Source organism: Campylobacter anatolicus, from assembly GCF_018145655.1.
GTDB classification, from domain to species: domain Bacteria; phylum Campylobacterota; class Campylobacteria; order Campylobacterales; family Campylobacteraceae; genus Campylobacter_A; species Campylobacter_A anatolicus.
Window position 1 is genome coordinate 38177 of record NZ_JAGSSY010000002.1, and the last position, 13814, is coordinate 51990.

General features: G+C 35.6%; 14 protein-coding genes and 1 tRNA gene. 8 read left to right on the forward strand and 7 right to left on the reverse strand.

Annotated elements, in window-relative coordinates:
- Positions 1-40: 40 nt before the first annotated feature.
- The 3 genes from KDE13_RS03325 (at position 41) to KDE13_RS03335 (ending at position 3659) form a co-directional block, all read left to right on the forward strand.
- Positions 41-1207, forward strand: a complete 1167-nt coding sequence (locus KDE13_RS03325; RefSeq protein ID WP_212141485.1) for a cation:proton antiporter — start codon at positions 41-43, stop codon at positions 1205-1207.
- Position 1208: 1 nt separating this feature from the next.
- Entirely contained in the window at positions 1209-2483 is a 1275-nt protein-coding gene (locus tag KDE13_RS03330; RefSeq protein WP_212140580.1) for a citrate synthase, read from the forward strand.
- A 369-nt stretch (positions 2484-2852) separates the two neighbouring features.
- Positions 2853-3659, forward strand: coding sequence for a 3'(2'),5'-bisphosphate nucleotidase CysQ family protein (locus KDE13_RS03335; protein ID WP_212142848.1), 807 nt, complete (start codon positions 2853-2855; stop codon positions 3657-3659).
- Here KDE13_RS03335 and KDE13_RS03340 read toward each other — a convergent pair.
- The 6 genes from KDE13_RS03340 to KDE13_RS03365 form a co-directional block, all read right to left on the reverse strand.
- Positions 3656-4153 carry a redoxin family protein gene (locus KDE13_RS03340; RefSeq protein WP_212142849.1) on the reverse strand — a complete coding sequence of 166 codons (498 nt, stop codon included), beginning with the start codon at positions 4151-4153 and terminating at the stop codon, positions 3656-3658. The two genes, KDE13_RS03335 and KDE13_RS03340, sit on opposite strands and share 4 nt — an antisense overlap.
- Positions 4154-4174: 21 nt before the next feature.
- On the reverse strand, positions 4175-4855 hold the full coding sequence (gene modB / locus KDE13_RS03345) for a molybdate ABC transporter permease subunit (protein ID WP_212140583.1): 681 nt from the start codon (positions 4853-4855) through the stop codon (positions 4175-4177).
- A gap of 152 nt (positions 4856-5007) precedes the next feature.
- Positions 5008-5889, reverse strand: a complete 882-nt coding sequence (locus KDE13_RS03350) for an ABC transporter ATP-binding protein (RefSeq protein WP_212142850.1) — start codon at positions 5887-5889, stop codon at positions 5008-5010.
- Positions 5882-6280, reverse strand: a complete 399-nt coding sequence (locus KDE13_RS03355) for a TOBE domain-containing protein (protein ID WP_212142851.1) — start codon at positions 6278-6280, stop codon at positions 5882-5884. The genes KDE13_RS03350 and KDE13_RS03355 overlap by 8 nt, the downstream gene beginning before the upstream one ends.
- Positions 6277-7029, reverse strand: coding sequence for a molybdate ABC transporter substrate-binding protein (gene modA, locus KDE13_RS03360; RefSeq protein WP_212141480.1), 753 nt, complete (start codon positions 7027-7029; stop codon positions 6277-6279). Before modA ends, KDE13_RS03355 begins: the two co-directional genes overlap by 4 nt.
- 3 nt (positions 7030-7032) lie before the next feature.
- Positions 7033-7818, reverse strand: coding sequence for a TOBE domain-containing protein (locus tag KDE13_RS03365; RefSeq protein WP_212140587.1), 786 nt, complete (start codon positions 7816-7818; stop codon positions 7033-7035).
- Positions 7819-7978: 160 nt separating this feature from the next.
- On the opposite strand from KDE13_RS03365, the gene KDE13_RS03370 reads away from it, so the two are divergent.
- From KDE13_RS03370 to KDE13_RS03380, 3 genes are read left to right on the forward strand one after another with little or no spacing between them, the layout of a single operon-like run.
- On the forward strand, positions 7979-8689 hold the full coding sequence (locus KDE13_RS03370; RefSeq protein WP_212140588.1) for an MlaA family lipoprotein: 711 nt from the start codon (positions 7979-7981) through the stop codon (positions 8687-8689).
- A 1-nt stretch (position 8690) separates the two neighbouring features.
- Positions 8691-9278, forward strand: coding sequence for an MlaC/ttg2D family ABC transporter substrate-binding protein (locus KDE13_RS03375; protein WP_212140589.1), 588 nt, complete (start codon positions 8691-8693; stop codon positions 9276-9278).
- 6 nt (positions 9279-9284) lie between these two features.
- Positions 9285-11744, forward strand: coding sequence for an efflux RND transporter permease subunit (locus tag KDE13_RS03380; RefSeq protein ID WP_212142852.1), 2460 nt, complete (start codon positions 9285-9287; stop codon positions 11742-11744).
- A 94-nt stretch (positions 11745-11838) separates the two neighbouring features.
- Here KDE13_RS03380 and KDE13_RS03385 read toward each other — a convergent pair whose 3' ends face one another.
- The gene (locus KDE13_RS03385) at positions 11839-12393 is read right to left on the reverse strand and encodes a BON domain-containing protein (RefSeq protein WP_212140591.1); all 555 of its coding nucleotides are present in this window, start codon (positions 12391-12393) and stop codon (positions 11839-11841) included.
- A 132-nt stretch (positions 12394-12525) separates the two neighbouring features.
- Between KDE13_RS03385 and KDE13_RS03390 the strand changes: the two genes are divergently transcribed.
- Both KDE13_RS03390 and KDE13_RS03395 read left to right on the forward strand, forming a co-directional pair.
- Positions 12526-12623, forward strand: a tRNA-Sec gene (locus KDE13_RS03390).
- A gap of 606 nt (positions 12624-13229) precedes the next feature.
- Positions 13230-13799 (forward strand): hypothetical protein, encoded by a 570-nt coding sequence (locus tag KDE13_RS03395; RefSeq protein WP_212140592.1) that lies wholly within the window; start codon positions 13230-13232, stop codon positions 13797-13799.
- Positions 13800-13814 lie beyond the last annotated feature (15 nt).

The following is a 13814-nucleotide window of genomic DNA, read 5'->3' on the forward strand; positions in this document are numbered from 1 at the left end:
TTTTAATATATAATCAGCCAAATTTTAACAAAGGGAAATCTTGCAAACTGATAACGTGAGCGAACTTAGCATACTTATTACACTAGCTTTTATCATCTTTGCATCGCCGTATTTTTCGCGAGTTTTGCGTATTCCGATCGCACCGGTTGAGATTATGCTGGGTGCTGTGGCAGGATATCTTGGCTTTATCGGTAACAATGAAATTTTTAAGCTCATAAGCGAAGTCGGCTTTTTCTTTTTGATGTTTTTAGCGGGCATGGAGATAGACCTACAAATGTTTATAAACGCTGATCGCCGTGTGTTAAAGCTAGGCTTTATCTACCTAGCTATGCTTTATGCACTTGCGGCTACTCTGACGTTTGCCTTAAATTTAAATACTCTGTTTATCATCATTATCCCAATTATGAGTGTAGGTATGATATTTACGCTGTTTAAAGAGTATGGAAAGAACGAAGAGTGGCTAAATTTAAGTATGCTAATCGCCTCCATCGGTGAGCTATTTAGTATCGTGTTTCTTACCTTTGCAACGGCTTATTTACAGTTTGGTGCAGGACTTGAGCTATGGCTGACTATCACATATTTAGCCCTATTTTTAGGGCTTAGTGTGCTTGGATTTAAATTTTTAAAAGTTCTTTTTTGGTGGTATCCATCGCTTAAGATTATCCTTATGCCACATTACGATAAGGATGAAAAAGACATACGTCTAAGCATTGCGGTATTTTTTTTAATGATAGTTTTGATGATATATCTGCACCTTGAAGTAGCCTTTGGTGCATTTATCGCTGGTATGTTTATCACTACATTTTTTGATCATAAAAAAGACCTACCGCATAAACTTGCTAGTTTTGGTTTTGGTTTTTTGGTACCGACATTTTTTGTCTATATCGGCTCAACGTTAAAGTTATCAAATTTACTTGTCAGCGAGATACTAAAAGACGCCTTTTTTATCGTATTTTCAATGATAATCTGCCGCTTTTTAGCTAGTTTTGCTTTCTTAAATATGTTAAAATTTAAAAAAATGGCACTTTACACACTCTCACAGTCTATGCCACTTACACTTCTTATCGCAGTTGCTACCATAGCACACAAAACAGGTGGCATAAGTGAAAAATTTTACTCATCTTTCATACTTGCAAGTCTTTTACAAGCTATAATATCAATGGTACTCATAAAAATCATAATGGCTATCAAACCTGAAAGGAGGTAAAATGGCTAACATAGCAACATTAACTGACAATCGAACTGGCAAAAGCTGGGATTTTCCGATTCTTCAAGGTACGATGGGGCCTGATGTTGTGGATATATCCACATTTTTTAGCGATACCGGGATGTTTACTTTTGATAGGGGCTATACCTCAACGGCGATGTGTCGTAGCTCTATTACATACATAGACGGCTTAAAGGGTGAGCTGATGTATCGCGGATACGACATAGCCTATCTGGCTGAAAATAAGACATTTTTAGATGTCGCATACTTGCTTTTAAACAAAGAGTTACCAAATGAGAAGGAGTATGCAGATTTTAAAATGGAGCTTAAAAAACGCTCTTTTATCCACGAAGGTATGATGAAAATTTTTGACACATTCCCTGATAAAGCCCATCCTATGGCTATACTTCAAGCTAGTGTCTCAGTGCTTTCTGCCTTTTACTCAGATTATTTAAATATGGATAAACCTAAGGAATATCGCGAAATGGCTATGCGAATAATCGCTAAAATCCCAACTATAGCAGCATTTAGCTATCGCTACTCACGTGGGCTACCGATAATATATCCGAATTTAGACAGGGGATTTACTGAAAATTTCTTATATATGATGCGTGGATATCCATACGAACACGTCGATCTTAAACCGATAGAGATTAAGGCACTTGATACAGTATTTATGCTACATGCCGATCACGAGCAAAATGCCTCTACAACGACCGTGCGAACAGTCGGTTCAACTCACGCTCATCCGTATGCGTGTATCTCAGCAGGTATCGGTGCTCTTTGGGGTTGGGCACATGGTGGTGCAAACGAGGGGGTGATACGCCAACTTGAAGAGATAGGAAATGTCGCAAATGTGGATAAATACATCAAACGAGCCAAAGATAAAAACGATCCGTTTAGACTAATGGGTTTTGGACATCGTGTGTATAAAAACTTTGATCCACGAGCGAAAGTGCTTAAAAAGATGCGTGATCAACTAATTGACGAAATCGGTATAAACTCAGAGCTAATAGAAGTAGCAAATCGCATAGAGGAGATCGCATTAAATGACGATTATTTCGTATCACGCAATCTCTATCCAAACGTTGATTTTCACTCAGGTCTTATCCTAAAAGCGTTGGGAATACCAAATAATATGTTTGCAGTTATCTTTGTTATAGGACGCACACCAGGTTGGATAAGTCAGTGGATAGAGCTAAAAGAGCAAGATAGCATAAAGATAGTCAGACCAAGACAACTTTACATAGGAGAGACAGACCGAACACCTAAATAAATTTGCTAAATTTAGCAACTTGTTTCGTGGGTATTTTTAAATGAGCTGACAAATTTTACGCTATGATAGTTCGTATGTCTAGCTCTGCTTAGATTTGTGTCGCAACATTTAAATTTATCTCACGATACTTTGCTTTATCTTTTTGTATTTAAAATTCGAAGATTTTATTTTCAAAATTTATATTTTATCTTTTAAATATTTATGAGTAAAGCGACCGCTAATTTTGTGTTATGTTATATACTTTACTGAGTAGGTAAAGATTTTAAAGAGCGTTACAAATAGTGAAATTTAAATTCTACCTATCTGTTTTATAATGGAAAAGAGAAATTTAATAATATGAAATTTAAAACAAGGATAAACAAAGCAGATATGAAAGATTTATTAAATTTAGCTAAAATCGCTGCTATCAGTGCCGGTAAGCAGATACTAAAACATTATGATGATTTTACCATAAAGATAAAATCAGACAAGTCACCACTCACAAGTGCCGATATAGCCGCAAATAAAGCGATATTTGAAACTCTAAGCACAAGCAATATACCGATATGTTCGGAAGAGCAAATTTTAAGCAACGATAAAAAAGTAGATGAGTTTTGGCTAGTTGATCCACTTGATGGTACAAAAGAATTTGTCGCACGAAACGGCGAGTTTTGCGTATGCATAGCACTTATTAAACTAGGTCGACCCTTGCTTGGTGTGATATTTATCCCAAAGACAAATGAGTTGTTTTATGCCGATAAAAACGGTGTTTTTAAAGAAATTTTAGATAGCAATTTTAGCCCAAAATACACGATAGATTTAAAGCAAAATATCCAAGATAAAGATACGATATATGTCGGCAACTACGGCAAAAATAAAGTCGCAAAACTAATCGCAAACGAGCTTTGCTTTAGCCTTACACACATCGGTTCAGCGATAAAATTTACTAGAGTTTGTGAAAATGGCGGCATATACGTGCGTTTTAGTCCAAGTCATATCTGGGATAATGCCGCAGGAGACGCACTTGTGAGCTTTTTAGGTGGTTGCGTAATAGATATAAACACAATGAAGCTACCACTTTATAGTATTACAAATTTAAAAAGCAACCACTTTATCGCTCTACCACCACACAAAAAAAGCTTAAAAGAGAAAATCGTGCAAATTTATAAAGATAGCTTAAGCTACTATGCTTATTAAATTTTAAATTCTCTTATAAGCTTAAGCGTATTTTCTGCGTCAAGTTCAGGATTTGAGATAAGATTTTTGTGTATTATTTCGCCATTTTTTACAATCAAAGTCTGGCGAAAATAAAATTTCTTACCATCTGCACTCTTAAAAGTAGGCAACTTTAAAGCACATTCGAGCATAAACTCATCATCATTTAAATATATAAACTCAGCCCCAATGCTCTCTTTAAAGCTCTGCTGGATAAAGACATCCTGAGTGCCGACAGCCACAAGTTTAAAGCCCAGTGTATTAAACTCGCTAAGCAACCTTTTATACTCATTAGCCTGAACCGTACAGCCAGTCATCGCACACATATTTTTAAGCTCATCACTTAAGCCCTTGCCACTCTCGCCCAGCTTTGGGTATAAAAACATCACAAAATTATGCGTCATAGCGAATTTTGAAAGGTTAAACTCTGCTCCATCAAGTCCTTTTAAAGTTATATTTGTTGGAATTTTTATCATTTTTATCCTTTGAAATTCTTGCTATATTTTAGCGGATTTTTTCACATTTGCATTAAAAAAATAGACTAAAAATAGTACCGAAAAACTAATAATAAGCATAAGTGCTGCGTAAATATGAGCCTTGGTATAATCAAGCATCTCAGTCGCCTCAAAAATAGCGATACTAGCGACCTTTGTCTGCCCCGCCACGCTACCGCCTATCATAAGCACCACACCAAACTCTCCCATCGTGTGTGCGAAGCTCACGACGATGGCAGTTAACAGATTTGGCTTAATATTTGGCAATATCACACGAAATAGCGTATATATCCTACTCTTTCCAAGTGAGTAACTCGCCTCAAAAAGACTAGGTTTAAGTCCATTAAACCCAGCATAAAGTGGCTGGAACATAAAGGGTAATGAGTAGATACAACTAGCTATCACAAGGCCTGCAAAGTTAAAAACCACTCGCACGTCAAACACACGCTCTAAAAATTCCCCAAGCGGTGCGTAAGGCGATAGTAGTACAAGTAGGTAAAATCCAAGCACCGATGGCGGTAGTACAAGTGGCAACGAGACGATCGTTTCAATGAATGGTTTGCCAATAAAACTAGTGCGAGACATAGCATAGGCAAGTGGTAAAACTACACAAAAAAGTATCGCCGTAGAGACAAATGAGAGCTTCAAAGAGAGTAAAAATGGAGTAAAGTCAATATCAAACATAGCTTTATCCTTTAAATTTAATGCAACATAAGCTTAATTTTACCATTTGTGGTAATTTTAAATTTATAAAAAACTTTAGTAAAAATATGAATTTAAAAATTTCGATTTTATAATGCATTATAGGATTTTTAAATTTTTTAATACTCAATTCTTCACTCCACCGTAGTTTTACCATCTACAATCTTGGTTAAATTTAGTCCAAAGGCTTTTGCACTTAGCACGACATTATCACCCTTTATTATACCATCAGCCTCACTATGGCTTAACACCACTTCGCATAGTTGCTGCCCTACAAGCACGAGTGCAACATATATCGCATCACACCGTTTTATATCAAGCACTTTAGCATTAAAGGCAAATTTTTGTGAACCAGACTGCCTTAAAAACAGCTCTTTTGGACTTAATGGCTCACTGGTGTATCCATTTTCAAGCACAAAAACCTTACTACAAAGCTTGTAAATCTCGCCAACATCGTGGCTAACAAGTATCACACTCATACCAAATTCAGCGTGAAGTGTTAGCAAAAACTCCTGCAACTTCTCACGCATATCATTATCTAACGCACTTAGAGGCTCATCAAGTGCTAGAATTTTTGGCTTACGCATTAAAGCACGAGCAAGGGCGACACGCTGTTTTTGTCCACCTGAGAGCTTTTGAATGGAGGCATTTTTTAGACTTTTTAACTCACACATACTTAAAAGTTTGTCAGCAAGTGCGTGATTTTTATTAGCAAAAAGTAGATTTTGCTCAACATTCATATTATCAAAAAGAGCGTAATCTTGAAATAAAAAGCCGATGTTTCGCATTTGTGGAGCTAAATTTATTCTCTCATCAAAAAACACACTTTCGCCAACTTTGATAACTCCACTATCAGGCGTCTCAAATCCTGCAAGTAGCCTTAAAATAGTCGTCTTGCCACTACCACTCCTACCATAAAGTGCGACAAACTCACCTTGCTTTATACTTAAATTTGCATTTAGTAAAAACTCTCCGCTAGCCCCATTTAGTCGCTTTTTACAAGAAATTTCAATCATTTTTGCAACTTATATAAAGCGAGGTTGATTTTATGTAAGCAAAAATACTATCGCCCACTCTTAAATTTAGCTGCTCACACGAGCTTGTTGTGATGATACTTTCAAACTCATAATCATTAAACTTAAGATGAATAATGCTTAATATCTCACCTTTAACAAGTCCTAAAATCTCGCACTTTAGCTCATTTTTTATAGAGCAATTTTTAAGTGGCTCATTTGCAATGATAACATCTGAGCTTTTGAAATTTAACCAGACGCTATCACTCTCATCAACACCTAAAATGCGACTTAGTGATAGCATATAAAGACACACATCACAATTTATGATTTTAAATTTATAATAGCTTACATCATCGCTTGTAACGATATTTTCGACAATTGCTCTTATCATCTCTTAGGCACATTGTAGCCAAATTTTTTGAAAATTTCTCTACCCTTTTCGCTCAGAATAAACTCATAAAATGCCTTTGCTTCGGCATTATTTTCAGCTCTTTTAAGCAAGATAATACCCTGATCTATAGGCGAGTAAAGTCCGGGATCAACAAAAGTGTAGTTAATGCCCTGCTTATACTGACTCATCTTTGTATCAAACAATGCACTAGCTGCGATAAATCCAACATCAGCTGCACTTAGAGCCTGAGAGAGAGTCTCTGAAATTTTTTGCGTATAGACTATATTTTTCTCCACTTTGTCATAAATTTGAGCATTTTTGAGTGCTTCAATGCTCGCTTTGCCGTAAGGTGCGGTAGTAGGATTTGCTATTGAGATGGCTTTTAATCCAAGCACAGCGTCTATCCCTCTACTAAAATCAACATCACGTATGCTAAACATCGCTAATGCCCCTTGTGCATACACGACTGGACGTGTCGCACTAAATCCGCTCTTATCCACTTTATGTGTAAAATCCATATCCGCTGCCATAAATATATCTGCCAATGCACCACTTTGAATTTGCTTTGTTAATCCTCCGCTCGCTCCTAGTGTTACATTTACCTTTGTGTCAGGGTTTAGTTTGTTAAACTCACTGATTAGCTCAGGAAATGCGTATGTCGTATTTGCCGCAGCAAAGACATTCACATCCCCCGCATAGGCGTTAATAACAAATGCCACACTCGCGACTAATAAAGAAATTTTTTTCATTTTCTACACTCCTATGATGATTTGTGATGATTTTATTATTGCTTTTAACTTATCGCCAACGCCGATTTTTAGCTCCATTGCACTATCTTTTGTGATCGTAGCTGTTAGTGTTTGATCGTTGCTTAGTTTTAGCGTTATCTCGGCATTTACAGCTCCTATCTTTGCTTGTATAACGCTACCGTGAAGGACATTTTGAGTGCTTAGCTTGATACCATCATCGCCCTTTTGCAAAATCACAGATGGTGCTTTAAAGATGTAAATAACCTTTTTGCCAACTTTTAAATTTAAATTTTTCTCACTTTCAGTTGTGATATTCGCACTTAAATACTCCCCGTTGCTAAGACGTGCGACAACCTCGGTATTTACAGCACCTGAGTTTATCTGCGTGATCTCACAGTTTAGTTGATTTCTAGCACTCAAACTCATAGCCATCCTCTGTAAATTTATAATATCAATGTCCTCAAAATCAACTTTGGAGCAAATTTTACTTAGATACTCCTTTTGTGTCTTAAGTATAGTATCGTATATTTCTATCATTTTTTCGCCATACTCACTTATGCTTGATCCACTATTTTTTTTATTTCCTTCAGCACGTATTATGAGTGGCTTATGACTTTTGTTGTTTAGTGTATCAAGACTATCCCACGCATTTTTATACGATATACCAACATATTCAGCGGCTTTAGTTATGCTTTTTGTCTTTTTTATAGCCTTTAAAAGCTCGATGTGTTTTGATAAAATTTGTGCATCTTCATCTAAAAATAGCTCTAAATTTATATCAGCCTTCACTTTTTCTCCCTTGATTTTCTTATTATATAATTAAATAATTTATAAAGTATATAAAATTATATATAACAAAATACTTAAAATTTTATGCCATAAAATTTAATCTTTTTAAAGTTACAAGAAGGTAGAATTAAGAGTTATCGAATTTAAATTTGGGATAGTTATGAAAATTTTTGCGACTTTGATATTTAGCTTTGCACTGCTTCTTGCAACTACTGATGAGAATGTAGAGCAAAATGATGGTTTTGATGTTGAGTTTAACTCACCTGCCAAAGTTTTTGACCCACTTGGCGGATACAACCGCGTTATGACAAATATCAACGACTTTTTTTATGTAAATATTTTAACTCCAACGGCCAAAGGATACGCCTACGTGGTGCCAAAACCGGCACGAACAGCGATAACAAATATCTTTGATAATCTTATGTTTCCGATGAGATTTATCAACAATTTGCTTCAGTTTAAATTTAAAAATGTAGGCGATGAAACGTTAAGATTTCTTGCAAATACCATTATCGGCTTTGCGGGAGTGAGTGATGTTGCAACTAAACACTACGGCATACCAAAGCATGATGAGGACTTCGGTCAGACGCTAGGATATTGGGGGCTTGGTGGTGGATTTCATCTTGTGCTTCCGATACTTGGACCATCAAATTTAAGAGACACTATCGGCAAAGTTGGCGATTATTTCACTAATCCTATAACCTACGTCGATCCAAATGCACTTTCGCTTGGTATAAACGCGTTTCACTATCTTAATGACTACTCACACGATCCTTATGCCTACGAACACCTTAAAAAGGATGCCATTGATCTATATCCATTTTTACGTGACGCATATGAACAGCGACGCATATATCTTATAAAGGATTAAAATGAAAAAATTTATAACAACCATTTTAGCACTCTACACTTTCGCATTTGGCATAAGCGAAAGCGAGATAAGGAGTGTCGTAGCACAAAAAACAGATAGTGCCATTGCTGTATTAAAAGATACTACACTTGATAATAATGCAAAACAAAAGGCGTTATTTGCTATATTTGATCCGATATTTGACTACAAACAAATGGCTAAAATTAGCCTTGGCAAACGCTATAATGAGCTAAGCATAAATGAACAAAGCCAGTTTGATACGGCATTTGAACAAAAACTAAAGTCATCATATATCGATAAGCTTCTTTCATATACAAATCAGCAAGTCATTATAAAAGACGCTACAAAACCGCAAGCAAATCGCTATTGGTTAAGATCTGAGCTATTAAGCGAAGGCAAAACATATGAGTTTGTATATAAATTTTATGATGCCAAAGATCGCGGTTGGCTCATATATGATATCGATATAATCGGTGTTAGTATCATACAAACTTACCGAAGTCAGTTTGCAGATATGCTTTTAAATGCAGACTTTAATACGCTTTTAGAAAAGCTCAATCATACAAATTTACCAAGCCAAGACAAATAATCCTGAATGCGAAAAATATTTAAATTTATAATAAAATTTAATAAAGCCATCATCATCGCAGTAATACTTGGCTGCGTTGTTATGGGATATTTTAGCACTAAGCTAAACATCGACGCATCCGCTGAAACACTCCTACTAGAAAATGATCCAGATCTAGCAAAGTGGCGTGAGATAGCTAAACGTTATGTTTCACCAAATTTTTTAGTTATCGCATACACGCCAAAGGATGAAATTTTATCCACCGCAAGTCTTGAGCTAATTAAAAATTTAAGTGACGAACTAGCCAAAAATGATATGGTGCAAGGCGTATTATCAATACTAAACGTTCCACTTTTGCAAAGTGTCGAGGGTGGAATAAGCGGTGTTTTAAAACATATGCCAACGTTAAATGACGCCGATATAAATGTCACAAAAGCACAAAATGAGTTCCGCACTAGTCCGCTTTATAGTGGAAATCTTGTAAGCAAAGATCTAAAAACCACGGCAATTGTTTTAAATTTAAAAGATGACGAGCGTTATAATACTTTGCTAAATGAGCGAAATATCCTAAGCCAAATGGAGAAAAACGGTACACTGAGTGCAACGGACTTGGATAAATTTGAAAGTATAAAGGCAGAATTTAAACGATACCGCGATGAGATCCGTATAAAAGAGCATAATAATTTAGAACAGATCAAAGCGACGATAGCTAAATTCAATGGTGATAAAACTCTATTTTTAGGTGGCGTAAATATGATCGCTGATGATATGATAAGCTTTGTCAGAAGCGACCTTTATATCTATGGCATAAGCGTATTTTTGCTACTTGCGTTTAGTTTATGGCTATTTTTTAGACAGATACGTTGGATTGTATTGCCTCTATTTATCTGTGCAGTGAGTGCAGTTTTTACGACAGGGATCTTTGGTTACTTTGGCTGGGAAGTAACGGTTATTAGCTCAAACTACATCGCACTTCAGCTTATCATCACTATCTCAACGACGATACACCTCATAGTAAGCTATCGAGAATTTTTCATCAAACACCCACTTTACAGCCAAATGCAGCTAGTTTATCTCACACTTCGTGATAAGGCAAGCCCATCATTTTGGGCGATCGCGACGACGATTATCGGCTTTAGCTCACTTATCACTGCCGATATAAAGCCAGTCATTATGCTAGGTGTAATGATGAGCTCAGGTATCGCTGTATCGCTTGTTATCGTGTTTTTATTATTCGGTGCTATAGTTGTAAATTTAAACAAGCTTTCCCCAACAAGAACATTTGAAGATAGCTTTAAATTTACTAAACATTGTGCCAATATCGCTATCCACTCACGAAAAACGGTCTATATCGTCTGCATTTTAGTTATCACCTTTGGGCTTTATGGTATCAGCAAATTAAAGGTCGAAAATAGCTTCATAGGATACTTTAAGAGTGATACGCAGATCCGTCAAGGTATGCAAGTCATTGATACAAAGCTGGGTGGTACGATCCCTGTTGATGTGATTATAACCTTTAAAGATAATGTACAAAACAACAAAAATACTGAGTCTAACATTGAGACTGACGAATTTGAGAATGAGTTTAGCTCTACAGCAAACGATGTTAAGTATTGGTTTAACAGCTATCATACTCGCGTTGCAGAGAAGATTCACGATCACTTAATGCAGCAAAATTTCGTCGGCAATGTCAGCTCTCTTGGCACACTTATCAAAGTAATAAGAGAGCTAAATGGTGGTGAAGTAGATGATTTTTTACTTGCGGCAATGTATTCTGAGCTACCAAAACGCTATAAAGACATACTTTTAAGTCCATTTGTTAGTGTCGAAGATAATCAGCTAAGATTTAGCATACGAGTCGTTGATAGCGATGAGAATTTGCGTCGTGGAGTATTTTTACAAAATTTAAAAGACAGTGTAACACATCTAGTTAAAGATGACGGTGTAAGCGTTGAAGTCTCAGGAACAATGGTTCTTTATAACAATATGCTTCAGAATTTGCTCGACTCTCAAGTTGATACTTTTGCCCTTACGATACTTGTGCTTTTTGCCGTGTTTTGTTTTATATTTCGTAGCGTAAAACTCGCTCTTATCGCGATCATCTCAAATGTCATACCGCTTTGTACACTCTTTGGCGTGATGGGGGCTTTTGGTATACCACTTGATGTTATGAGTATTACGATAGCAGCGATCAGTATCGGTATAGGTGTTGATGATATCATACACTATATACACCGTTTCCGCGAAGAGATCCACACTCGTGGCATAATAGAAAGCATACGCATAAGCCACTCAAGTATAGGCTACGCAATGTATTATACTTCATTTACGATATTTTTAGGTTTTAGCGTGATGACGACAAGCAACTTCATACCGACTATCTACTTTGGACTTTTAACTGATTTAGTTATGGTATTTATGTTACTTGGAGCACTCATTATACTACCTAGCTTGACAATCAGTTTTGTGAGAAAAAATGGTATTTAAGTTTTAATATTTTTTGTTTACATAATCCATCATCATACTATTTCAATTTTATATGCCTTTGTTTGATTTTATCTTTATATAAAACTCAAAGCCTTCACTCAGTCATCCCATCTTTTTCTTTATAGCTCTTATCAACCATTCGCATAAATGAAAAAACACTCTCTACACCATCAATATGTTTGGCGTACCAAAGTGCATGCTTTTCTTGTTCAATACTCTCAATCACTCCACTAAAAACCACGTCGCAGCCAACGACACTAACGCGGACATTTGTGCCTTCTATGATACTATCAGAAAAGAGATTTTGCTTTAAATTTAGTAAAATTTTAATGTTATCACAAGGGTAATAGTTCTTTTTTATGCTTATATATTGATAAACTTTTTTGACACCGCTGGTATTTTTAGCGATCTCGATAAGCTTTTTATGCATAGCTTCGTTTTTTACAAGCCCGATGATATAGACTTCGCCATAAAAACACTCAATCTCTATATCATTGCTGCTTAATCCACTTGTAAATAAAATTTTACTAGCGATTTTGCTTTGTATGTATTTATCACTCGCAATCGTAGAGATATCGCGTTGATCGCGTGATATAGAATATACGTCATAGATATTTAGTGGTGCAGTAACCGGTGTCAGTCGCGACATACAACCGCTAAAGATCGTAGCAAAGATAGCAAGCAAAATAGGTCTAAAAATGACAAAGTCCTTATAAAATTTGAAAGATTTTATAAAATTTAGACTAAAATTTATATAAATTTGGTAAAATAGCTCTCACGTGGAGGATAAAGTAATCTGGTGGTGCTCACGGACTTCAAATCCGATGGCGGGGCGGTTGACCGTTTCGCGGGGAGTTCGATTCTCTCATCCTCTCGCCAATTTTAAATTTATAAATTTTTAAATCTGCTCTTTATTATAATCAAAAATCATCAAGCTAAACTAATAAAAGTAGCAAAATCTGTCAAACCACTTTTAATATCAAAGTCACTCTATGATACACAAATTACCATCATTTACTTCAAACTCCATGCTATCACCAGCAGCTCTTATAATATCGCAATTTCTAGCATTAAAAACTTCAGTATCTTCTCATCAATTGGGAGTGAGTAGGCTAAGTATGACAACGCTTATTCATTATAAATGTCAAAGGCTATAGTATGAAGTCTAGTGAGTTATTATTTATAAACTTATAGATAGAGTTTTGTCACAAATGATTAATGAGTGAGAGTGATATAAGGGGAATTTTGCAAAGATAAAGATATAGTAAATATGATCTAGTTAAAAAAAGAGTATCAACGCTTTAAGGATAATAAAACACAAAATAGAAATCATAAATCTTAAATACCACTGAATTTTTATATATTTTAGAGAAATAATCTCTAAAATTTTTATTAAAATTTATCTTAACCAATCAAAATATAACAATATAATTTTAAGTAAAAAAATCATAGAATTTTCTAAATTTATTTTTTAAGGAAAATTTTATGAAAATGAAATTTGTAGCTTTGCTATCCTGTGTTACTCTGGCTTTTGGTAGTGATTTTACCTCGCAAACTTCGCCTATAATGTTAAATGGCGAAGTAGTTGGCAAGATAGAGGTACTAACACCAGTTGAAGTAGTCGCAAAAAATGGCGATAAAGTGAGTGTAAAAATAAAAGGTGTCGTGAGTGAAAACTATCAGGCACAAATTCAAAAGAGCATAAAAGATGGCGAAATTTATGCCGTTTTTGACGCTGAGAGTGATAAATTGTTCAAAAAAGTTAAAAAAATTGAGGATGATTATGGTGAGATTTGGTATGAGAGTGAGGGCGTGTATGAGATGAACGCAAATGTCATTACAAGCGATGCTAATGCACTTTATAAACAGGCACAAGAAATTTATGAGCAGACTTGTTCTGCTTGTCATAGACTCCACGAGCCAAATAGCTTCACTGCTAATCAATGGCCATCGAATCTGCAAAGTATGATAGATGCAAACTACGTTGCTTTAGGCGTTAATGAGCTAAATTTAGTTACTAAATATTTGCAACACAACGCCAAAGCTAGTGAATAGATTAATCACAAGGAG

Bases quoted from the DNA above. Each gene is read 5' to 3' on its own strand.
- KDE13_RS03330 (WP_212140580.1), top strand. From the start codon at position 1,209: ATGGCTAACATAGCAACATTAACTGACAATCGAACTGGCAAAAGCTGG.
- KDE13_RS03335 (WP_212142848.1), top strand. From the start codon at position 2,853: ATGAAAGATTTATTAAATTTAGCTAAAATCGCTGCTATCAGTGCCGGT.
- KDE13_RS03340 (WP_212142849.1), bottom strand. From the start codon at position 4,153: ATGATAAAAATTCCAACAAATATAACTTTAAAAGGACTTGATGGAGCA.
- modB (WP_212140583.1), bottom strand. From the start codon at position 4,855: ATGTTTGATATTGACTTTACTCCATTTTTACTCTCTTTGAAGCTCTCA.
- KDE13_RS03350 (WP_212142850.1), bottom strand. From the start codon at position 5,889: ATGATTGAAATTTCTTGTAAAAAGCGACTAAATGGGGCTAGCGGAGAG.
- KDE13_RS03355 (WP_212142851.1), bottom strand. From the start codon at position 6,280: ATGATAAGAGCAATTGTCGAAAATATCGTTACAAGCGATGATGTAAGC.
- modA (WP_212141480.1), bottom strand. From the start codon at position 7,029: ATGAAAAAAATTTCTTTATTAGTCGCGAGTGTGGCATTTGTTATTAAC.
- KDE13_RS03370 (WP_212140588.1), top strand. From the start codon at position 7,979: ATGAAAATTTTTGCGACTTTGATATTTAGCTTTGCACTGCTTCTTGCA.
- KDE13_RS03375 (WP_212140589.1), top strand. From the start codon at position 8,691: ATGAAAAAATTTATAACAACCATTTTAGCACTCTACACTTTCGCATTT.
- KDE13_RS03380 (WP_212142852.1), top strand. From the start codon at position 9,285: ATGCGAAAAATATTTAAATTTATAATAAAATTTAATAAAGCCATCATC.
- KDE13_RS03385 (WP_212140591.1), bottom strand. From the start codon at position 12,393: ATGTCGCGACTGACACCGGTTACTGCACCACTAAATATCTATGACGTA.
- KDE13_RS03395 (WP_212140592.1), top strand. From the start codon at position 13,230: ATGAAAATGAAATTTGTAGCTTTGCTATCCTGTGTTACTCTGGCTTTT.